Origin of the sequence: Anoxynatronum buryatiense (assembly GCF_900182905.1) — a bacterium.
In the GTDB taxonomy this organism is placed as follows: domain Bacteria; phylum Bacillota; class Clostridia; order Peptostreptococcales; family Tindalliaceae; genus Anoxynatronum; species Anoxynatronum buryatiense.
This window is the reverse complement of record NZ_FXUF01000005.1, coordinates 145,793-166,679: the sequence shown is the minus strand read 5'-3', so window position 1 is coordinate 166,679 and position 20,887 is coordinate 145,793. Positions and strand designations below refer to the sequence as shown.

The window sequence follows — 20,887 nt, the reverse complement described above, 5'->3', positions numbered from 1 at the left end:
ACCGACGGGAGGGAAACGTCCATGTCATCATCCAATCTGCAATCACCCATACCTGAACCGCCGGTGATGCCTGCTGAAGTCACCATTCAACGCAGTACCAGCTTTCGGGATGACGCCCTGCGCCGGTTCAAGAAGAATCCCACCGCCATTTTTGGGCTGGTGATTGTGATTCTGTTCCTGCTCCTGGCCATCTTCGGGCGGCAGCTCACCCCCTTTGATCCCTTTGCCCAAAACATCCGCAACGCTCATCAGGCCCCCGGGGGCGAACACCTGCTGGGCACCGACTTTTTCGGACGGGATGTACTGAGCCGCATTATTTATGGGGCCCGCATCTCCCTTTTTGTCGGCGTCAGCGTGGTCACCATTCAGGCGGCCATCGGCGTGGTGGTGGGCCTGGTGGCCGGCTACTACGGCGGAAAAATTGAAGCCGTGATGATGCGGCTGGTGGATGCCTTCATCGCTTTTCCCGGCATCATTCTCGCCATGGCCATCATGGCGGTGCGGGGACAGGGGATCGAAAATGTGATTTTTGCCCTTTCCTTTGCCGGGTGGCCCACCTTTGCCCGGCTGGTGCGCAGTGAAGTGATTTCCCTGAAAGAGCGGGAATATGTGCAGGCGGCCCGGGGACTGGGATTTCATGACGCCAAGATTATGTTTAAACACATTCTTCCCAACTGCCTGGCCACCATCATTGTGTACGCCACCATGGGAATTGCCAATCCCATCATCGCTGAAGCCGGCCTCAGCTTCCTTGGCCTGGGAGCCACTTCAGAGCAGGCCACCTGGGGCTTTCAAATGTCCCTGGAACGCCAGTACATGCGCACAGCCTGGTGGGGAGTCACCTTTCCCGGGCTGGCGGTGATGATTGTGGTGCTGGGTTTTAACCTGCTGGGCGACGGGTTGCGGGACGTGCTGGATCCCCGCATGAAAGAATAGCTGGAGGAGGGGTTGACATGCAGACGCATTTATTGGAACTGAAAGATCTGACCACTGAGTTCAGCACCCCCGACGGCGTGGTGCGGGCAGTGGATCAAGTCAGCTTTTACATCGATCAAAAAGAAACCGTGGGCGTGGTGGGCGAGTCGGGCTGTGGCAAAAGTGTCACCTCCCTGTCCATCATGGGCCTGGTGGCTCACCCTGGAAAAGTGAAGGGGGAAATCCGCTTTGACGGCAAAGATCTGACCAAGCTGTCGGAGCGGGAGATGCGCCGTATACGGGGCAATGAGATTTCCATGATTTTTCAGGAGCCCATGACTTCCCTGAACCCGGTGTACACCATCGGTAACCAGCTGTGTGAACCCCTGCGCCTTCATCAGGGAATGAGCCGAAAGCAGGCCTGGCAGACGGCCGTTGAATACCTGGCCCTGGTGGGCATTTCTTCACCGGAAAAGCGGGTGGCGGAATACCCCCACCAGTTGAGCGGCGGCATGCAGCAGCGGGCGATGATTGCCATGGCCCTCACCTGCAATCCCAAGCTTCTTATTGCCGACGAACCCACCACCGCCCTGGATGTCACCATTCAGGCCCAGATCCTGGAACTGATGAAGGATCTGAAGGAGCAGCTTTCCACCTCTATTATGATGATCACCCATGATCTGGCAGTGGTGGCAGAGATGTGCCAGCGGGTGATTGTGATGTACGCCGGCCGGGTGGTGGAAACGGCCCCCGTGCGCCAGATTTTCCGTGAGCCGGGGCACCCCTATACCGAAGGCCTCATCCGTTCCATTCCCAAACTCCATGAAAAAGAACAGCGCCTCTACGAAATCAAGGGAGTGGTTCCCAATCCCCTGAATGCCCCCAAGGGGTGCAAGTTCAACAACCGGTGCGAATTTGCCACCGACAGGTGCCGTGAAGCAGAACCAGCCTTGCTGGAAGTGGCGCCGGGCCATGAGGTGCGGTGTTTCTATCCCCGCCATGGGAAGGAGGTGGCCCAGTGAATCCAGACGGAGAAATGATGAAAACAGATCAGCAATCCAGAACAGATCAGCAAACCAATGATCCAACCCCAAAGGCCACTGGCGAAACCATCATGAAAGTGTCTCATCTGAAGAAATACTATCCCATCAAGGGGGGCGTTCTCTCCCGGGTGGTGGGTCATGTGAAGGCTGTTGACGATGTGAGCTTTGACATTAAGGAGGGGGAAACCCTGGGGCTGGTGGGTGAGTCGGGCTGCGGCAAAACCACCACGGGGAAAACCATCATGCGCCTGGTGTCTCACACCGACGGGGAAGTACTTTTTCGGGGAAAAAATATTTTTGCTCTTTCCAAAAGTGAAATGAAGGCGTATCGTAAAGAAGTACAGATTATTTTTCAGGATCCCTACGGTTCTCTGAACCCCCGGCAGACGGTGGGAGACATGTTGACAGAAATCATCACTTATCACCAGCTGGCCTCCGGCGAGGGTGTGCAGCAGCGCATCCGGCAGCTGATGGAGATGGTGGGATTATCTGATTACCACATCGGCCGGTATCCCCACGAGTTCAGCGGCGGCCAGCGGCAACGCATCGGTATTGCCCGGGCCCTGTGCCTCAACCCTCGCATGATCATCTGTGACGAGCCGGTGAGTGCCCTTGATGTCTCCATTCAGAGCCAGATTCTAAACCTGTTGAAAGACCTGCAGGCAGAACTGGGACTCACCTACCTCTTCATCGCCCATGACCTGTCGGTGGTGAAGCATATTTCCGACCGGGTGGGGGTTATGTATCTGGGAAGATTGGCGGAACTGTCGGAAACGGACCGTCTTTTTGAGAATCCCCTGCACCCTTACACCCAAGCCCTGTTGTCTGCCATTCCTGTGGCCGATCCGGACCATACGGCGGTGAAGGCAGTGCTGAAAGGAGACGTGCCCAGTCCCAGTAATCCCCCCAAGGGCTGCGTGTTCCACACCCGCTGCCCCCAGTGCATGCCGATCTGCTCTCAGGAGATCCCCGTGATGACAGAGCCGGAGCCGAATCACTATGTGGCCTGTCACCTGTACCCCGCTGAACAGCAGCACCGGGGGAAGCCTGAAGAAAACCAGCATTAGAACCAGCATGGGCATCAGATTAGAATCAGTATCAGAAGGAAGCGGCTCAGGCCGCAGTGTGAGGAGCGGTTTCAATGAACAATCAAGCGAGCAATCATTTCCATTTTGCTGGCCAGGACGTGGTGAAGCTGGCCGGTGCTTACGGAACACCCCTTTACGTGGTGTCAGAAGACCTGATTCGGCAGCGGTGCCGGCAGGTGAAAACAGATTTTCTCGATCAGTATCCCGGCAGCCGGGCCGCCTATGCCAGCAAGGCCTTTCTTTCCATGGCCATGTGCCGCATCATCGAAAGTGAAGGGTTTTACCTGGATGTGGTTTCCGGCGGCGAGCTATACACGGCGGTACAGGCTGGTTTTCCCATGGAACGGGTGATTTTCCACGGCAACAATAAAAGTCTGGAAGAGCTGGAAATGGCAGTGAGCCACCGGGTGGGCCGGGTGGTGGTGGATCATCCTGAAGAAATTGACATGCTGGAAGCGGCGGCTGCGGCAGCAGGTGCCACCATGACCATTCAGCTGCGGGTGGTGCCGGAGGTGGAAGGCAAAACTCACCGGCACATCATGACCGGCCAGAAGGATACCAAGTTTGGCATTCCCCTGGCACCCGAAATCATTGAAGCCGCCGTCAAAAAAGCTGTGGAGAGCCCTCACCTCGATCTGGCGGGCTTCCACTTTCACATTGGTTCCAATCTTTTTGAGCAGGAAGTGTATGTGGCAGCCGTGGAACGGGTGATGACCCTGTGCCGCCAGCTGCAGGAAAACCTGGGGCTGACTGTGCGGGAACTGAATACCGGCGGTGGCTATGGCATTCAATACACCACCGAAGACAGCCCGCATCCTGCCTCCTATTATACCGATGCCATCATGGCCACGGTGAGTGCCTGCGCCGACAGACTGAACCTGCCGGTTCCGCAGGTCACCATTGAGCCGGGCCGGTGGATTGTGGGAGAAGCGGGCATTACCCTCTACACTGTGGGAGCGGTGAAAACCATTCCCGGAGTGCGCACCTATGTGAGTGTGGACGGCGGTTTGCCCGACAATATCCGCCCGGCTCTTTACGGTGCCGTTTATGGAGCGGTGGTTGCCAACAAGATTGATCGGCCCTGCAGTGAAACCGTCACCGTGGCGGGCAAGTGTTGTGAAACCGGTGATATTCTCATCTGGGATCTAAAAACCCCGCCCCTGGAACGGGGAGATGTGCTGGCGGTGCTCAGTACCGGTGCCTATAACGAATCCATGGCCAACAACTACAATCGCCTTCCCCGACCGGCCGTGGTGCTTCTCACCGGAGATCAGGCCCGCCTCATGGTGGACCGGGAAACCCGGGAAGATCTGCTGATGCGGGAACGACGGGCAGAGGAAATTGCCAATGGGTCACTATAATCAGTATGAAATCAGCATTAAAACAAAATGAACTGGGAATGAACTTAATGCGAATGAACTTAAAGCGCACCCAAGCTGAACAAAAAATCAAGTCAAATCTGAAGAAATAGGGAGGACAATCATGCTGACACAACAGATCCATTCCCTGCTGCAAAAAACCAACGCCCAGGTGGCGGTGACGGTGAAAGATGTGAGTCGGGGGCAGTGGGTGATGCAGCTGAATGACCATCAACCCATGCCTTCAGCCAGTATTATCAAGCTGCTCATCATGGCAGAGGCCATGAACCAGGTGGCAGAAGGACGGTTTGCCCTTGATCAGTCCATTGAAATTCTGCCGGCAGAGCAGGTGGCCTACAGCCTGGTAACCGATCTGGCCGCCGGCAGTTACCAATACCAGGACCTGGTGCAGTTGATGATCACTGTCAGTGACAACACTGCCACCAACGTACTCATGGATCTTTTGGGAATGGAACGGATCAACGGCCTGGCGGCAGCCCTGGGACTGAAAAACACCCGCCTGCAGCGAAAAATGATGGACTTTGAATCGGCCCGTCAGGGGCGGCAAAACCTGACCACTTCAGGTGATATGGTGACCCTGCTGGAACTGATTCTTCAGGAAAAACTGGCCACCCCCGCTCTGTGCCGGCTGATGCTCACTTTCTTGGAGAACCAGCAGGATCGGGATTCCCTGCGCCGCTACCTGCCCAAGAAAGTAAAGGTGGCTCACAAAACCGGCGAACTGCCCACGCTGAACCACGATGTAGGGCTGGTGAGTCTGTCGGATCAACAGTACCTCATCGGAGTTTTTGTAAATGAAGCAGTGGATAACCTGGAGGCCAGGCGCCTCATTGGGCATATTTCCCGGCTGGTGTATCATCACATGACCGCCGCTGCCCCTGCCCTGGCGGTGGTCGCGCCCACCACCGCCCCCATTCAGCTGCATCCCCATTTTCAGAGCGAAATGGCTGATGAGGCCATCAGCGGTATGGTGGTCACCCGACTGCGGAGCATGGGAGGCGGCTGGCATCATATTCGCACCGACTACGGCTATGAAGGCTACCTTCATGAAACGCAGCTGGTGATGGATGAAAACCGGGCAGACCGGTGGCAGACCCTGGCCGGGCACCTGATCATGCATCCCCTGGCAGACGTGATGGCCGGCCCCAAATACCAGTACCACGTGATCCAAACCCTCACCCGGGGCAGTCGGGTGCAGTTGACGGGGCGGGTATCGGAAGACTGGTCAGAGGTGATGCTTCCTGCGGGAGAAACCGGCTGGGTACGCACTGCCTTTATCAGCCCCATGAAGCCGTTGCTGCCGCCGGGCACCACCCCGGGGGGCGAAGAAGCGGCTGCTCTGCGGCGCAAGCTGATGGAAACGGCGCTGGCCTATGGGGGCACCCAGTACCGGTGGGGCGGCCGCACCTCTCTGGGCATCGACTGTTCCGGTCTCTGCTCCATGGCCTATTTGCTCAATGGCCTGGTAATCTACCGGGATGCCGTCATGAAAGAAGAATACCTGAAACCCATTCCCATGGAGGCCATTCAGCCGGCAGATTTAATTTTCTTCCCCGGTCACATTGCCATGTATCTGGGAGAGGGAAAATACATCCACTCCCGGGCTTCTGCCAACGGCGTGGTCATCAACAGCCTGAACCCCGGTGACAGCGACTACGACGGGCCGCTGAAAGAAAGCATCACCGGTGCGGGGACCATATTCAGGTAAAGAACTGCATCAGTGATTGCAAAAGGCCGGAGACTTGGTGAGTCTCCGGCCTTTCATGTCAGTTCAATGATCATCAGAAGGTTTTTCATGACATTGTCCCTGGTTTCTCCACCAGATGCTTCCAGTATTTTTTCGGCATAAAACTCCGCTGTACGGTGGGGTTGGCCCGCTGGCGGATGGCAATGTGCTGAAAGTAGGCCTGCCAGAGCTGCTGCAGTTCCTGTTCATCGCTGGAAATATCAGGGGTTTCAGCTGCCGGAAGATCCCGCAGCACCCACTGACGGGTATCCCAGCAGGCGGCCAGCTCCCGGCGCAGGTCGTGAATGATCCAGGGGTGGGAGCTCATGCGCTGAGAAAAGTGGGGGGCAATGAGGGGTGTCTGATGAAAATCAGGCTCGTAGCGGGCATAGAGCAGGCCGCCCTTCAGTTCCTGAAACCGGAGGAGGCCCAGCAGGCGGTGGCTTTCCCGGCTAACCTGCCGGCTCATGGTCAATACCGGATGCACTTGGGGATGGGTCACGAGTCCGTTGATTCCCGGCCCAATGCGAAAGCCCAACTGGAGAAAGGGGAGCAGCAAGGTGCCGGCATCAGGCTTTTCCGACAGGTGAAGACGGTACACATGCCGCAGGGTCATGGGAGACATTTCCTGGCGGATGAGGGCAAACAGCCGGTCGGCCAGGGCCTCATCGGTGGGATGAAAGATGGGTTCATCAAAAAGAGCGGGTTGGTGAGCGTCTTCGGCTTCAATGCGAAGGTCATCGGTGCCAGCCCGCAGGCCCAGATAGAGGGCGGAGAGAAGCCCTTCAAAAGTGCCGTCATAGAGAAAAACCTTCATGGGAAAGGAGCCCTCCTTTTACGGGTAACATCAGCGGACTTTTCAAGGCCGGCCCACTGGCAGGTGGTGGGGAGTCGGTGACCGGCAGGGGTGACAGAATGGCACTGGTGACACTGGGAAGGTCATTGAACCGGCTGAGTATCACTGATGGCGATTTTTTTTCGGTGGTGGCTGGTGTTTCCTGGTGAAGCAGGTCTTCCAGCGAAAGCTGAATACCCTGATACCCCTGCTGGGCAAAGGTTTCTTCTGCGGTGAGGAGGCCGTGGATCCGCCGGGGGTCAAAATCACGACCGCCGGCATACTTCCCCTGGCAGGTGATGAAGTACCGGGCCCGCTTCAGCACGGCGCCGGTGCGTTTCAGGCTGTCAAAGGTGAGGGGGCCGTAACGGCGGGAGGAAATGATGCGTCGGGCGCTGGTGGGGCCGATGCCGGGAATGCGCAGCAGGGCCTGGTAGTCGGCCCGGTTGATTTCAATGGGGAAGATTTCAGGGTTCCGCAGGGCCCACATGCACTTGGGGTCCAGCAGCAGGTCCAGCTGAGGGGCTTCATCCTGAAGAAGTTCTTCAGCATCAAAATGGTAGAACCTCAGCAGCCAGTCTGCCTGGTACAGGCGGTGCTCCCGCAGCATGGGAGGTGGTCCGCCGGGTACCGGCAGCAGCGAAGAGGTGTTCACTGCCATGTAGGCAGAGTAATACACCCGCTTCATTTGAAATTTCCGGTAAAGCCCCTGGGAGAGGCGGAGGATTTGCCGGTCAGTTTCAGGAGAAGCGCCGATCATCAGCTGGGTGCTCTGACCTGCGGGCACAAAATCGGAAGCTTGCCGGTAACGCCGTTTTTCCTCCCGGCGTTGTAAAATGCCCTGGCAGATTTGCCCCATGGGCAGCAGAATATTCTCCCGCTTTTTCTGGGGAGCCAGCAGGTGCAGGCTTCGCTCTGACGGCAGTTCAATGTTGACGCTCATCCGGTCTGCCAGGCGTCCGGCCTGGGCAATGAGCAGGGGGTCGGCTCCGGGAATGGCCTTCACATGAATATAGCCGTTGAAGCGGTGTTCCTCCCGCAGCAGCCGCAGCATTTCCACCATGTCTTCCATTGTTTTGTCCGGAGAATGGCGAATGGCTGCACTGAGAAAGAGTCCTTCTATGTAGTTGCGCAGGTAAAAGGCAATGGTCAGGTCGGCCAGCTCCCGGGGAGTAAAGCTGGCCCGGGGAATGTCGTTGGAACGGCGGTTGACACAATAGGCACAGTCGTACAGACAGTCATTGGTCATGAGAATCTTCAGCAGGGAAATGCAGCGGCCATCATCAGACCAGCTGTGGCAGATGCCCGCAGCGGCTGCGTTGCCGATGCCGCCGGGCGTGTTTTTTCGCCGGCTGCCGCTGGAAGAACAGGAAACATCATATTTGGCACTCTCGGCCAGAATGTTGAGCTTTTCGGATAGCTGCATGAGAACCCCCCCAAGAGATGGGTACAGTGAGTGATGATATATGCCGACGTATAAAGTAGGCAAATGGTTAAGAATAGTATATCACATTGCGTGAATAGTTAAAAGTGAATGTTTGCAAAGTGCGAACTTGCCTTGTTCGTGGATGACCGTCTTACTGGTTGAGACTGCCCAGGTATCTCCCTTATTTTCTGCAGAAGACAGGACGCGCTGCCTCGTCGGGGAGGATTGCCGGAAGATGTTGAGTGGTGAAAAGCCGGTCATTTCAGGGAGGCGGGTGGATGGTGACGCAGGGCATCAAAAATGAATGTGAAATTGATGCTTGCTTTCCCTAAAAAATTATGTTATGATTGTACACGAAGTTAAAAAGTAAAAGAACACAATCATTTGAAGGCCTCTCTTTGCAGGGTATCATCAAATCGGTTTGGACGTGATTTTGCTTTTAACGGAAAGACAAAGGAGGCCAACATATGACTGGCAAAGTAAAATGGTTTAATGCAGAAAAAGGTTTTGGTTTTATCGAAAGAGAAGACGGTGACGATGTATTCGTACATTTCTCCGCTATCCAAACCGACGGGTTCAAAACTCTTGACGAAGGTCAAGAAGTAGAATTCGAAGTGGTTGATGGTAACAGAGGACCTCAAGCAGCTAACGTAACAAAGCTGTAAGATAAAAGACCATGAGAAAAAAGGCAATCCGGTTTTCGGAATTGCCTTTTTTTTAGCTCAACTCACCAACTACTGAACTCATCAATCGCCGGCTTTGCCGGCGAAGTGAGAAGTGCCGCAAGGACACTTCCAAAGGGGACCGGCTTAAAATGCAGCGCTGGTAAGAATGAAAAGCTGCCGCTGTATTTTTGGCCAGGCCCCCTTAATGGCAGCGCTGGCTCACTTGATGACCAGAAAAGAAGCTGCCGGGACCTCCCAGCCAGTCAGGGTGGGAGTGTGTGTGATGGAAGTGTAGGCACACAATGAAAATGGATCGTATGCGCAAACGGAAAATGACGAAGGAGATGAATTGATTTAATGAGATTATTTGAAGAACTGGGTGTCAGTGCCCAGATATTGCAAGCGTTGAAACAAATGGGATTTGAAGAGGCTACTCCCATTCAGGAGTCCACCATTCCCCTCTTGATGACAGGCAAAGACGTGATTGGACAGGCCCAGACAGGTACCGGTAAAACCGCGGCCTTTGGAATTCCCATGATTGAAAAGCTGTCACGGGATGAAAACTATGTGCAGGGGCTGGTGGTAGCACCGACCCGTGAACTGGCAGTACAGGTGGCAGAAGAACTGAACCGCGTTGGTCAGGTGAAGGGAATTCGTGCCCTGCCCATTTATGGCGGTCAGGAAATCGGCCGGCAAATCAAAGCCCTGCGGGCCAATCCCCAAATTGTTTCAGGAACGCCGGGACGTCTGCTGGATCATATCCGGCGCCGCACCCTGCGTCTTGACGGCATTAAAATGGTGGTGCTTGACGAAGCGGATGAAATGCTGAACATGGGCTTTATCGAAGACATTGAGGCGATTCTTAAAGAAGTGCCCCAGGAGCGTCAGACGCTGCTGTTCTCTGCCACCATGCCGGCCCCCATCCGCAAACTGGGCGAACGGTTCATGAAAGAACCGGAAATGGTGAAAATTGAAGCCAAGGAAATGACGGTGGATCTCACCGATCAATGCTATATTGAAGTGCTGGAGCGCAAGAAGTTTGACATTCTGTGCAATATGCTGGACATCCATTCGCCTGAACTGGCTATTGTGTTTGGCCGCACCAAAAAACGGGTGGATGAGGTCTTTGAAGCCCTCCAAAAGCGGGGATATTCGGCTGAGGCACTGCATGGCGACCTGACCCAGTCCCGGCGTGATCAGGTGATGCGCCGCTTTAAGCAAAACCGTGTGGATATTCTGGTGGCCACCGATGTGGCAGCCAGGGGACTGGATATTTCTGGGGTGACCCATGTATACAACTTTGATATACCCCAAGACCCTGAAAGCTATGTGCATCGGGTGGGTCGAACCGGCCGCGCCGGTAAAACCGGAGAAGCCATCACTTTTGTCACCTCCCGTGAAATGGATCATCTGCGTTTGATTGAAACCAGCATTCGTAAAAAGATTCAGCGAAGACAGGCTCCCACGTTGACCGATGCCCTGATGGGGCAGCAACAGACGGCTGTGGAGAAGCTGCTGGAGAGCATTGAGCGGCAAGACTACCTGGAGTATCAGGAAACTTCCCGCCAATTATTGGAAGAGCACGATTCCACTGCGTTGGTGGCTGCAGCCCTGAAGATGATCACCAAAGAACCGGTGACAATCCCGGTGAGCATCACTGAGCATGCACCCCTGCGCTCCAAAAAAACCCAGCAAAGCAGCTGGAAGGGCGGCAGTAAGAGCGGCGGCGGCTACAAAGGCAAGAGCAGCGGCAGCAGTGGCGGCGGTGGCTACAAGGGTAAAAGCACCGGCGGCTATAAAGGCAAAAGCACTGGCACTGGTGGCTACAAGGGTAAGAGCAGCGAGCGCAGCCAGCGTGACGGAAATTATTCCCGCAGCCGGAAGCCGGAAGACGGCAGCCGTGGTTCCCGCTGGGAGTAATCATTCACAGCTCTCACCTGCTGACTCATGAATCGAACACACGGGAAATGGCCGTTAAAAGCCTCCCGTGTGTTTTTTCGGTTTTAATGGAATACTTGGCTGAAAATGGTATAATTGAAAGAAATCTTCAATCTCGCAGGTCGGAGCTGCCGGCGAAAAGCAGAACAATGGGATGGCAGCCGGAGGAGGCACAAGGCATGAAGACAACCAACATGACGGAACGGATGGAGCAAAAGGAGCAACTGAAGCTTTTTCAGAAGATCGTCAATGGACTGGATTATCCCTTCTATGTGATCGATGCCAACAACTATCAGGTGATCATGGCCAATGAGGCGGCATTGGCGGGACGGGAGCACCTTCCTGAGAAAATCACTTGCCACCAGCTGACCCATGGTACCGATATCCCCTGTGACCCCAAAGAGCATCCCTGCGCTCTGCTGGCGGTGATGAACAGCAAAAAAGCGGTCGTCATGGAACATGTTCATTATGACTACCAGGGAAACCCCGTGGATGTGGAAGTACATGCGCACCCTCTCTACAATGAAGCAGGAGAGATCGACCAGGTGGTGGAATACAGCCTGGATATCTCCGACCGAAAAGAAATGGAGCGGCTGCTGGCAGAGAGCGAAGAAATTGCCCGCAAACTGACGGCTGCCATGGATCAAACTGCCTCAATGGTGGTGATCACCGATAAAGAAGGGTGCATTGAGTACGTCAATGCCGCCTTTTCCCGTACCACCGGATATACCCTGAAAGAAGTAATGGGGAAAAATCCCCGTATCCTGAAATCAGATGATAAATCATCTGAGGAATACAGGAAGTTATGGGAGACCATTACCGCCGGGCAAGACTGGCGGGGACGGTTCTGCAATCGAAAAAAAGAGGGAGGGCTTTACTGGGAAGAAGCCAACATCTCTCCTATTTTTAACACAGCGGGAGAAATCACCCATTTCATAGCTGTCAAAGAGGATATCACCGAACAGCGCAAAACAGAAGAAGCACTTCGAAAGAGTGAAGCCCTGCTGCGGGCTTCTCAAGCCATCACCCGCACCGGTGCCTGGGAATGGGATGTGGAAAAACAGACCATGTACTGGACAGATCAAACCTACCGCCTGCACGGCATGGAACCTGGAGAAGTGGCGGTCGGTTTGCCGGAACACATCGATCAGAGCCTCACCGGTTACAACCGGGATGATATTCCCCGCATTTCTGCTGCTTTTAAGGCCTGCCTGGAAGATGGTAAACCTTACGATATGGAACTTCCCTACACCACCCGAAAAGGAGACAAGATCTGGATCCGCACTTCAGCAGAGCCGGTGATTGAAAAAGGACGGGTAACGCGGGTGATTGGAACTTTCATGGATATTACCCAGCGCAAATCAGTGGAAGAAGAGCTGAAGAAAGCCCGTGACGAAGCTCAAAAGGCAAATGAAGCCAAATCCCGCTACCTTGCCAATATGAGCCATGAGATTCGCAACCCCATGAATGCGGTGATTGGTATGACACACCTGGCCCTTCAAACCCAGTTGACACCCCAACAGGCTGCCTATCTCAATCGCATTGACCAGTCGGCCAAAGCCCTGCTGGAACTCATCAATGATGTGCTGGACCTATCCAAAATTGAAGCAGGAAAAATGGAGCTGGAATCTGCACCGGTGGACATGGAGGCCCTGGTGGAACAGGTGAAGGCTGTGGTGGAAACGCTGGCCCGGGAAAAAAGTCTTGCCATTCAATTTCATATGGCACCGGATGTACCTCGGACAGTGAAGGGTGACGCGGTGCGTCTCAGCCAAGTGCTCATTAATTTAATGAGCAATGGCGTCAAATTTACAGAAACCGGCAGCGTCAGCCTCTCTGTTCGTACCGGCGGCTCATTGAAGTCTGGTGAAGAAAAACTGGTATTCATCGTTGAAGACACCGGGATTGGCATGACACCCCTCCAGATGAAGCATCTGTTCGATCCCTTCCGCCAGGGGGAGACATCCACGACCAGACGCTTTGGAGGCACGGGGCTGGGGCTTTCCATCTGCCGACACCTGGCAGATCTCATGGGTGGAGAACTGTTGGTGAAAAGTGAACCGGGACAGGGGAGCACCTTCCAGTTCAGTGTAACACTGCCATTGGACACTGCCTCGGAGACGTCGAATGAAGCTGTCGGTATGACCACTCCCGAAGAAATGCCTGAAAGTCTGGAAGAACTACGGGTGCTGGTGGTGGAAGACCAGGAGGTCAACCAGATGGTAGCCAGGGGAATCTTGGAAAACTGGGGAATTGCAGTGTCGGTGGCTTCCAACGGTTATGAAGCACTGGAAATGATTAAAACAGACTCTTATGATCTGGTGCTGATGGATATTCGCATGCCAGGCATGAGTGGGTTGACCGCAGTGCGCCGAATACGGCAGCATGATCAATGGAGAGACCTGCCGGTGATCGCCATGACTGCAGAGGCCATGAGTGGAAACCGTGAGGAAAGCCTGGCAGCGGGTATGAATGATCATGTGCCCAAACCCATTGATCCGGAACAATTGTACCACACACTGCTTCGGTGGGGTCTTAAAAAGCAAGGCGACATCACCGGGGCAACAGCAGAAGAAACCACTCCGGTAGCTGATGCCATGCAAGTGACAGATCTTCTGCCGGAGAGTCTACCGGGCATTGACGTGGCAGAAGGGCTGGAACGATTCCTGGGAGACCGTGAAGTGTTTATCCAGATTCTGGAACATGTTTATGAACATCGTTGCCAGGAGTTGAATGCCCTGCGTCAGGCCATCACTGAAGAAAACTTCACCAATGTCCGTTTCCTGACTCATCGTATCAAGGGAATGGCCGGCAATATCAGTGCATATCGCCTTCACGAAACAGCCCAGGAAATGGAAAAACTGCTGGCTGACCAGCAGCATACCCATCTGCCTGCTGCTTTCAGAGAAATGGAAGAAGCCATGATAGAAGTCACTGAGGGACTTGAGCCGTTGGTGAAAAGAAATAAACGTAATCAGGAGCGTTGGAATGACACAGATAATCTATGATTTTGAATTTAATACTGCGTTTCGCATTGACCGGCAGACCCGCAGGTTGCTGAAAGGTGATGCCCATCCGGAATGCCCGCAGGAAATCATTGAAATTGGTGCGGTCAAGCTGAATGAGGAACTGGCTATTGAAGACACCTTTCAGATGATGATCAAGCCCACCCTCTACCATAAAATGCATCCGAAAATCCGGCAAAAGACAAAAATCACTGCCGAAGAACTGCAATATGGAATACCCTTTCCCGAAGCCATAGAGGCATTTCGGGAATGGATGGGTACCGGTGAAGTGGTGATGGGGTCCTGGGGCATTGATGATCATCAGGAACTGGTAAGAAACTGCCGGTTTCACCGATTGGAAACTGACTGGTTTCAACAACATTTAGATATTCAAAAACTGTGCATGCGACATTTGGAGATGCCCAAAGGTCATCAGGTGGGGCTGAAAAAAGCGGTGGAGCACTTTCGTATTGAACTGGAAAACAGCTTTCACAAAGCCCTTCATGATGCCATCTATACCGCCCATGTGTACCGTGCCCTGAAAACAGCACAGGCAACCGGCCAGGCATCATGTCAGACATAGCCACAGCAGGAAGGAAGATGTGGGATGGAAAAACACCTTCTCTTTGATTTTGACGGCACATTGGTGGATTCGCTGGGAATCGGCCTGAAGGCCATGAATATCGTTGGCCGCCGCAAGGGATATCCCCGGGTGAACAGTGAAGACCTGGATGATCTGCTGCGAAAGCCCATTCGGGAACGGTTCCGCCATTATGGGGTGCCCATGGTGAAACTGCCTGCCCTGGCGTTGGAGTTTTACCGGGAATACAAACAGTGCCTGCAGGAACTCCGGTTTTTTGAAGGCATCCCCGACATGCTTCACCGGCTTCACGAAGCCGGGTGCCGCCTGACGGTGGTTTCTTCCAATGATCCGGAAATCATCAAAAACTACATGGCACATCATAACATCAGTCTTTTTCACAAAATCATCGGTTCCAACCGCATCTTTGGGAAAGATAAAATCATTCGCCGGTATATGAGACAGGAAAAGCTGGTGCCGGAGCAACTGATTTATGTGGGAGACGAACTGCGGGACATTGAAGCCTGCAAAAGAGCGGGTATACCCATCATCTGGGTTTCCTACGGCTTTGACCACGAAGAACTGGTGAAAACCGCCGGCCCGGAGTTTGTTGCCCACAGCCCGGCAGAGGTGGTCTCCATCATCAATGGGCTGGAACACCCGCTACTGAAATAAAGCAATGAATGGTGTGATTTAAAAGGAAGTGTGGCAGATGAGACCTCAGGAAACGATCATATATTACCTACTCTATGGATTTGCTTTTATTGCCATGGGTTTGGCAGCATGGCTGCATCAAAAAGATGAGCAAATCAGCAATCTTTCCCTGGCCAATGCGCTGCCTGATTTGGCGGCTTTTGGTGTGATTCATGGAATGACGGAATGGATGACCATGCTGCTGTTCACAGGTCTTTATTCGGATCTGGTGCCAGTCGCTGTGGTCATTCGCAGTTTTTTGAAGGTGTTGTCCTTTGTCTTTTTTCTCCGTTTTGGCATGCGTGTCCTGTGGCATCAAAAAAGCATTGGCAGCTTCTGGTTTTGGGTTCCGTGGCTTCTTTTTGCGGGGTGGATCACTGGTCTCTGGGTGCTGCAATTACGATTCTGGGGTATCTCTGGATCGGCCGACTTAAGCCTGCTGAATACGCTGGTGATGCGCTACGGCATGGCTTTGCCCGCGGGTATCATCACCTTCGCTGCTTTTCACCGGGATGCCCGACTGCTGAAAAAGAAGCACCGCCACAAGCAGGCGCTGTATACCCGGCTGCTGTCTGTTGCCTTTCTGTTCTATGGGTTGCTGGATGGGCTGGTGGTGCGGGAAGCGGCTTTTTTTCCTGCCAGCTTCATTAACCATGCCCTTTTCCTGCAGGTGACAGGAATGCCGGTACAGCTCATCAAAGCAGGTCTGGGCGTGCTCATTCTGTGGGGACTGACACATTTATTGAAAGCTTTCCGTGAAGAGGCTGCTTTTAAAATTCACCAGATGGTTCAGGAGCGGGCGGCAGTCGAAGAACGACGTCGCATCGGCATGACCCTCCATGACGGCATCATTCAAAAGTTGTATGCCAGTGGGCTGAAAGTGTCTTATGTACTGAAACAGCAGTCAGCGCCTGCACTGGTACAACCTTTGACTGACGTGCAGGATCGGATCAATGAATCCATGGAAATTGTCAGAGAACTGTTGAATCAAGACCATTCAGAACTCATGGAGCCGGAAGCGCTGATGGTACAGATTCGCAGGCTGGTGGAAGAATATCGGCAGATGACCCGGCTAAACATCCACCTGGCCAGTCGCATTCCACCGCTCCAGCTGGGAAAATTCAGCCCTGAACAATCAACACATCTCTACTACATCCTTCAGGAAGCGCTGTGCAACATTGTGAAGCACGCAGACGCAAGCCAGGTGCAAATCACACTGGAAGCGACCCTGGCAACGCTGGTGATACAGATTCGCGATAATGGACAGGGCTTTCAGCCAACAGCTGGAACTGGAGAGGGTAAAGGACTTGCCCTCATGCGTCAGCGTGCCCGTGAAGCCGGCGGTTCTCTTGAGGTAAAGAGCACCACCGCCGGTACGCTGGTAAGTCTGCAAATACCATGGGAGGAATGATGTCAATGGCAACTGACAACGTGAAGCAGCCCATCGGCCTGATGATTGTTGATGACCACAGCATTGTGCGTGAAGGCCTGCGGTTTCTCATTGAACTGAACGATGATTTTCAGGTGACGGGAGAGGCGGAAAACCTGCCCCAGGCATTGGAAAGACTGTCAGAAAACCTGCCGGACATTATCATCCTTGACTATCAACTGGCCCAGGGTGACGGCATCTTGGCCTGTCAGGAGATTAAACGACGCTACCCTGCATTGAAGGTGCTGATACTGACTGCCTTTGCAAAGCCCCATGTGGTTCTGGAGGCGGTGAAGGCGGGAGCAGACGGATTTTTGGTGAAAAGCGTGGACCACGACAGTCTCATGCGGGCCCTGTACGATCTTCATGAGGGCAAGTCGGTGCTGGATGCCGCTGTTACAGATTACGTGCTGGACCGCATTCGTGTGAAACCGTCGGAAGCCGAGTCAATGCTCACAGAACGGGAAGAAAAGATCATCAATCTCATCAGTCAGGGCCATACCAACTACGAAATTGCGTCAGTTCTGGACATCTCAGAAAAATCGGTCCGCAACGGAATCAGCACCATCTTCAAAAAACTGAAAGTGTCCAACAGGACAGAAGCGGCCGCATATTGGCTGAAACATCAATATCGGGATTCTTTTCCAGCCGGTGAAAGTAAGCCCGGCGGCGAAATCAAATAGCAAAATCAAATAAGAGGGACATCTCGCCCAGCTACGGGACATATGCATAGATGTGCAGGGAGTCTCGACTATGATACCCTTAAATCAGGAACGCATGAAAACGTTTGTCGAACATTTAACAATTCATGCCATTTGAATGAAGGGGGAACAGATCATGAAAAAATATGGATTAGTGGTAATGATCATTTTATTGACAGCCGCGCTGTTACTCACAGGATGTGGCGAGACCGGCACTACGCCGGCCGAGACGCCAGCCACGGGTGGGGAAGCATCCACAGAACCAGCTGAAACTGCTGAAGCGGCAGAAGAAAGCCAAGTTGAATCACCTGCTGAAGCTGTCGGCGACTATGACGACGGCACCTACCGTGGCAATTATAATGATTCCGGTGTGATGCAGGTAGGCGTTCAGTTTCGGCTGACAGAAGGTGTCATCAGCGATGTGCGATACCGCCATCTGTCTTATTCAGGTACCGATTATAACGCTTTGGAAGTGGACGATCCCTTCCACGGCATCAAACTGCAGCACGAACAGGTGGCAGATTATCTGGAAGGTAAACCGGTGACAGCCATCAACGATCTTTATGCACCCGGTGATTTTGTGGAAGATGTGGACACCTTCACAGGCGCCACCATTCGCGGTAATAAAATCTTCTCAGCGTTTCAGGACGCGCTGAACCGGGGCGTTTACGGTCCGGACAATGGGGTAACCCGTTCCATGGGCAGTTACGACGATGGCACCTACCGGGGTATTTACAGTGACGCCGGAGAAATGCAGGTGAGCATCCAGTTCAAGCTGGCGAACAACACCGTCAGCGACGTGCGCTTCCGACACCTGGCCTATGGAGGCACCGATTTTAGTGCCTTGGAAGAAAGTGATGCCTTTTATGGGATTTTAAGCCAGCACGAACAAATCGTTGATTATCTGGAGGGTAGGGAACTGGAGCAGATCTTTGACCTGTATACGCCCGGCGACTTTATTGAAGATGTGGATACCTTTACGGGAGCCACCATTCGCGGGAACAAAGTATTTTCAGCCATGAAAGACGCGCTGAACAGAGGACTCTATCAGCCAGCGGGCAGCTACAACACCGTCATCAATGCGCCTGACGGCCGTTATCGGGGAACGTATGAAGATAGCGGTGAGCAGCAGGTGAGCATCCAGTTCAATATCGAAAACGGCAACCTCACAGATATCCGTTTCCGACACATGGCCTATGGCGGCGTGGACTATAACGAGACGGAAGCGGGAGACCCCTTCCACGGTATTCTTCAACAGTATGAGCAGGCAGCAGCCTACCTTGAAGGAAAACCGGCGGCAACCATATTTGAATTGCACGCCCCTGGTGATTTTGTGGAAGATGTGGATACCTTCAGTGGAGCGACCCTTCGGGGAAACAAAATGTTCTCCGCCATCATGGATGGCCTGAACAGAGGCATTTACTAAAACCTGACAGCACCATAACCCCGGCCGGAAGCCTTTTCTTCCGGCCTTTTTCTGTCTGAGTCTGACCGTGAGAAAGAAATGGAGAAAGAAGCTTGCACATTGAAGGGCTTCAGTATATGATGAAGGCTGTCAATGACCAATGGTACCATTAGAACAGGAGAAATAACATGACCACCAAAGCAACCACTTTTCAGGCCTTGGGCCTGCACCCCCAGTGGCTTCAGCAACTGGAAAAACAACAGATCACCCAGCCGACGCCGGTTCAGGAAGCGGCCATCCCCCTGCTGTTGCAGGGAGATGATGTGATTGCCCGTGCCCAGACAGGCACCGGCAAAACCCTGGCCTTTCTGCTGCCCATCATGGAAAAGATCCAGCCTGAGCAGCGTGTGGTACAAGCCCTGGTGGTGACCCCCACCCGGGAACTGGCCATTCAGATTACCCAGGAAGCCAAGAAACTCACCGAAACCACCAGTATCAATCTCCTGGCGGCCTACGGCGGGCAGGATGTGGAAAAGCAGCTTCACCGTCTGAAGGGAAACATCCACCTGGTGGTGGGAACACCCGGACGGCTGCTGGACCATCTGCGCCGGGGCACCCTTGATCTTTCAGACCTGCGCATGCTGGTGCTGGATGAGGCAGACCAGATGCTCCACATGGGCTTTTTACCTGAGGTGGAAGCCATCATCAACCAAACACCTCCCAATCGGCAAACCATGCTCTTCTCCGCCACCATACCGGATGGCGTTCAGAAGCTGGCCAGGCGGTTTACCCAATCGGCCCGGCAGGTGAGCGTCAAAACCGAAACCGTCACCCTGACTGAAATTCAGCAGCTGGTGATTGAAACCACCGACCGGAAGAAACAGGATGCCCTCTGCCAGATACTGGGGGAATCCCCGCCCTTTATGGCCATCATCTTTTGCCGCACCCGGCGTCGGGCTGCCGCCCTCAATGAGGAGTTGCAATCCTGGGGCTATCTCTCCGATGAGCTCCACGGTGATCTGACCCAGGCCAAGCGGGAAAAAGTGATGAAGTCCTTTCGCAAAGCAGAAATTCAGCTGTTGGTAGCCACAGACGTGGCGGCCCGGGGGCTGGACATCGAAGGCATCACCCACATCTACAATTACGATATGGTGCAGGATGTGGATAACTACATTCACCGCATTGGCCGTACCGGTCGTGCCGGGCAGGTGGGCACAGCAGTTACCTTCGTAACACCCAGAGACCGTCAGGTGCTTCATGAAGTGGAAAAAGGCATTCGCATGACCCTCCCCAAGCGGCAGATCGGGCTGAAATTTGGGCATGAAGAAAGAGATCCAAGAGACACAAAGGAAAAGCAGAGCCATCAGCCGAAAACCGGGAAAACATCGAAAGATGGAAATGCCGGAAAAAATCGCGGCAACGCTGGAAGCAAAAAAACAGACCGGGGCAACACCTTTGATAAAGGCAAAGGCAAAGGTAAAGATCGAGATAAAGACAGAGACAGAGATAGAGACAGAGACAAAGGCAGAGGCAGAGATAAAGATAAAAACAAAGCCTTTGATAAAAGGGACAGAACCAAAGATGGAGAAAAAAGCAGGCCTGCTGAAAGGAATAAGAATAAGATGACAGATCAAAACAAAACAAAAGACGGCAAGCCCGGTGGCGAAGGCGGAAAGTGGACCCCAAAAGCAGCGGGTACAGGTGGTCAGGGCCAAAGCAAAGGTAAAGGAAAAGGACCGTGGACATCTCGGCCAAAGGGCAACGGAAATGGCTCTGGTGGAAAACAGCGGCGAAGTGCCCGTTCCAGATAGTGACAAAGAGAAAGTGGTGCGTCAAGTACCACTTTGAACAAATTATCAAAGATTATGAAAAGGCCATTCCGGATATCATCGGAATGGCCTGAGGTTGAAGACAAAGGGCTTTGCCGGGCCAGCTGATTCCAATCTTGTGTGTTTTTAGTCGAACGTCTCGAAAACAGCGCCTGAACTCGCTGCGCTCAAACAGCAGGCGCTGGCGGTTTTCGTTCCTTTTCGAAAAAACACTGACAAGATTTCCAAGG

At 53.6% G+C, this 20,887-nt stretch carries 15 protein-coding genes and 1 pseudogene; 14 read left to right on the top strand and 2 right to left on the bottom strand.

Annotation, left to right across the window (positions count from 1 at the left end):
* The first annotated feature begins 21 nt into the window (after window positions 1-21).
* From QOL74_RS08695 to QOL74_RS08675, 5 genes are all read left to right on the top strand, one after another.
* On the top strand, window positions 22-936 hold the full coding sequence (locus QOL74_RS08695) for an ABC transporter permease (RefSeq protein WP_283409069.1): 915 nt from the start codon (window positions 22-24) through the stop codon (window positions 934-936).
* Window positions 937-953: 17 nt separating this feature from the next.
* Window positions 954-1,937 carry an ABC transporter ATP-binding protein gene (locus QOL74_RS08690; protein ID WP_283409068.1) on the top strand — a complete coding sequence of 328 codons (984 nt, stop codon included), beginning with the start codon at window positions 954-956 and terminating at the stop codon, window positions 1,935-1,937.
* A gap of 92 nt (window positions 1,938-2,029) precedes the next feature.
* Window positions 2,030-3,025: an ABC transporter ATP-binding protein gene (locus QOL74_RS08685; protein WP_283409172.1), complete on the top strand. Its 996-nt coding sequence runs from the start codon at window positions 2,030-2,032 to the stop codon at window positions 3,023-3,025.
* A gap of 74 nt (window positions 3,026-3,099) precedes the next feature.
* A complete protein-coding gene (lysA, locus tag QOL74_RS08680; protein ID WP_283409067.1) occupies window positions 3,100-4,407 on the top strand; it encodes a diaminopimelate decarboxylase in 1,308 nt (435 codons plus the stop codon).
* Window positions 4,408-4,528: 121 nt separating this feature from the next.
* Window positions 4,529-6,133, top strand: a complete 1,605-nt coding sequence (locus QOL74_RS08675; protein ID WP_283409066.1) for a serine hydrolase — start codon at window positions 4,529-4,531, stop codon at window positions 6,131-6,133.
* 85 nt (window positions 6,134-6,218) lie between these two features.
* On the opposite strand, the gene QOL74_RS08670 is transcribed toward QOL74_RS08675, so the two are convergent.
* On the bottom strand, window positions 6,219-6,968 hold the full coding sequence (locus tag QOL74_RS08670) for a TIGR03915 family putative DNA repair protein (RefSeq protein WP_283409065.1): 750 nt from the start codon (window positions 6,966-6,968) through the stop codon (window positions 6,219-6,221).
* Complete coding sequence (locus tag QOL74_RS08665; protein WP_283409064.1) at window positions 6,949-8,412, bottom strand: putative DNA modification/repair radical SAM protein; 1,464 nt, start codon at window positions 8,410-8,412, stop codon at window positions 6,949-6,951. The genes QOL74_RS08670 and QOL74_RS08665 overlap by 20 nt, the downstream gene beginning before the upstream one ends.
* 467 nt (window positions 8,413-8,879) lie before the next feature.
* Between QOL74_RS08665 and QOL74_RS08660 the strand changes: the two genes are divergently transcribed.
* The 9 genes and pseudogenes from QOL74_RS08660 to QOL74_RS08620 form a co-directional block, all read left to right on the top strand.
* On the top strand, window positions 8,880-9,077 hold the full coding sequence (locus QOL74_RS08660; protein WP_283409063.1) for a cold shock domain-containing protein: 198 nt from the start codon (window positions 8,880-8,882) through the stop codon (window positions 9,075-9,077).
* A gap of 357 nt (window positions 9,078-9,434) precedes the next feature.
* On the top strand, window positions 9,435-10,997 hold the full coding sequence (cshA, locus tag QOL74_RS08655) for a degradosome RNA helicase CshA (RefSeq protein WP_283409062.1): 1,563 nt from the start codon (window positions 9,435-9,437) through the stop codon (window positions 10,995-10,997).
* 197 nt (window positions 10,998-11,194) lie between these two features.
* Complete coding sequence (locus QOL74_RS08650) at window positions 11,195-14,023, top strand: PAS domain S-box protein (protein WP_283409061.1); 2,829 nt, start codon at window positions 11,195-11,197, stop codon at window positions 14,021-14,023.
* On the top strand, window positions 14,004-14,603 hold the full coding sequence (locus tag QOL74_RS08645) for a 3'-5' exonuclease (RefSeq protein WP_283409060.1): 600 nt from the start codon (window positions 14,004-14,006) through the stop codon (window positions 14,601-14,603). Before QOL74_RS08650 ends, QOL74_RS08645 begins: the two co-directional genes overlap by 20 nt.
* A gap of 24 nt (window positions 14,604-14,627) precedes the next feature.
* Complete coding sequence (locus QOL74_RS08640) at window positions 14,628-15,275, top strand: HAD-IA family hydrolase (protein ID WP_283409059.1); 648 nt, start codon at window positions 14,628-14,630, stop codon at window positions 15,273-15,275.
* Window positions 15,276-15,312: 37 nt separating this feature from the next.
* Window positions 15,313-16,704: a sensor histidine kinase gene (locus tag QOL74_RS08635; protein WP_283409058.1), complete on the top strand. Its 1,392-nt coding sequence runs from the start codon at window positions 15,313-15,315 to the stop codon at window positions 16,702-16,704.
* 5 nt (window positions 16,705-16,709) lie between these two features.
* Window positions 16,710-17,405, top strand: a complete 696-nt coding sequence (locus QOL74_RS08630) for a response regulator transcription factor (protein ID WP_283409057.1) — start codon at window positions 16,710-16,712, stop codon at window positions 17,403-17,405.
* Between the two features lie 154 nt (window positions 17,406-17,559).
* Window positions 17,560-18,849, top strand: a complete 1,290-nt coding sequence (locus QOL74_RS08625) for an FMN-binding protein (protein WP_283409056.1) — start codon at window positions 17,560-17,562, stop codon at window positions 18,847-18,849.
* A gap of 167 nt (window positions 18,850-19,016) precedes the next feature.
* Window positions 19,017-20,132: pseudogene (locus tag QOL74_RS08620) on the top strand (DEAD/DEAH box helicase); the annotation flags it as partial.
* Window positions 20,133-20,887 lie beyond the last annotated feature (755 nt).

Excerpts from the sequence above, each read along its gene's own strand:
- QOL74_RS08695 (WP_283409069.1), top strand. The coding sequence starts at position 22 with ATGTCATCATCCAATCTGCAATCACCCATACCTGAACCGCCGGTGATG.
- QOL74_RS08690 (WP_283409068.1), top strand. The coding sequence starts at position 954 with ATGCAGACGCATTTATTGGAACTGAAAGATCTGACCACTGAGTTCAGC.
- QOL74_RS08685 (WP_283409172.1), top strand. The coding sequence starts at position 2,030 with ATGAAAGTGTCTCATCTGAAGAAATACTATCCCATCAAGGGGGGCGTT.
- lysA (WP_283409067.1), top strand. The coding sequence starts at position 3,100 with ATGAACAATCAAGCGAGCAATCATTTCCATTTTGCTGGCCAGGACGTG.
- QOL74_RS08675 (WP_283409066.1), top strand. The coding sequence starts at position 4,529 with ATGCTGACACAACAGATCCATTCCCTGCTGCAAAAAACCAACGCCCAG.
- QOL74_RS08670 (WP_283409065.1), bottom strand. The coding sequence starts at position 6,968 with ATGAAGGTTTTTCTCTATGACGGCACTTTTGAAGGGCTTCTCTCCGCC.
- QOL74_RS08665 (WP_283409064.1), bottom strand. The coding sequence starts at position 8,412 with ATGCAGCTATCCGAAAAGCTCAACATTCTGGCCGAGAGTGCCAAATAT.
- QOL74_RS08660 (WP_283409063.1), top strand. The coding sequence starts at position 8,880 with ATGACTGGCAAAGTAAAATGGTTTAATGCAGAAAAAGGTTTTGGTTTT.
- cshA (WP_283409062.1), top strand. The coding sequence starts at position 9,435 with ATGAGATTATTTGAAGAACTGGGTGTCAGTGCCCAGATATTGCAAGCG.
- QOL74_RS08650 (WP_283409061.1), top strand. The coding sequence starts at position 11,195 with ATGAAGACAACCAACATGACGGAACGGATGGAGCAAAAGGAGCAACTG.
- QOL74_RS08645 (WP_283409060.1), top strand. The coding sequence starts at position 14,004 with ATGACACAGATAATCTATGATTTTGAATTTAATACTGCGTTTCGCATT.
- QOL74_RS08640 (WP_283409059.1), top strand. The coding sequence starts at position 14,628 with ATGGAAAAACACCTTCTCTTTGATTTTGACGGCACATTGGTGGATTCG.
- QOL74_RS08635 (WP_283409058.1), top strand. The coding sequence starts at position 15,313 with ATGAGACCTCAGGAAACGATCATATATTACCTACTCTATGGATTTGCT.
- QOL74_RS08630 (WP_283409057.1), top strand. The coding sequence starts at position 16,710 with ATGGCAACTGACAACGTGAAGCAGCCCATCGGCCTGATGATTGTTGAT.
- QOL74_RS08625 (WP_283409056.1), top strand. The coding sequence starts at position 17,560 with ATGAAAAAATATGGATTAGTGGTAATGATCATTTTATTGACAGCCGCG.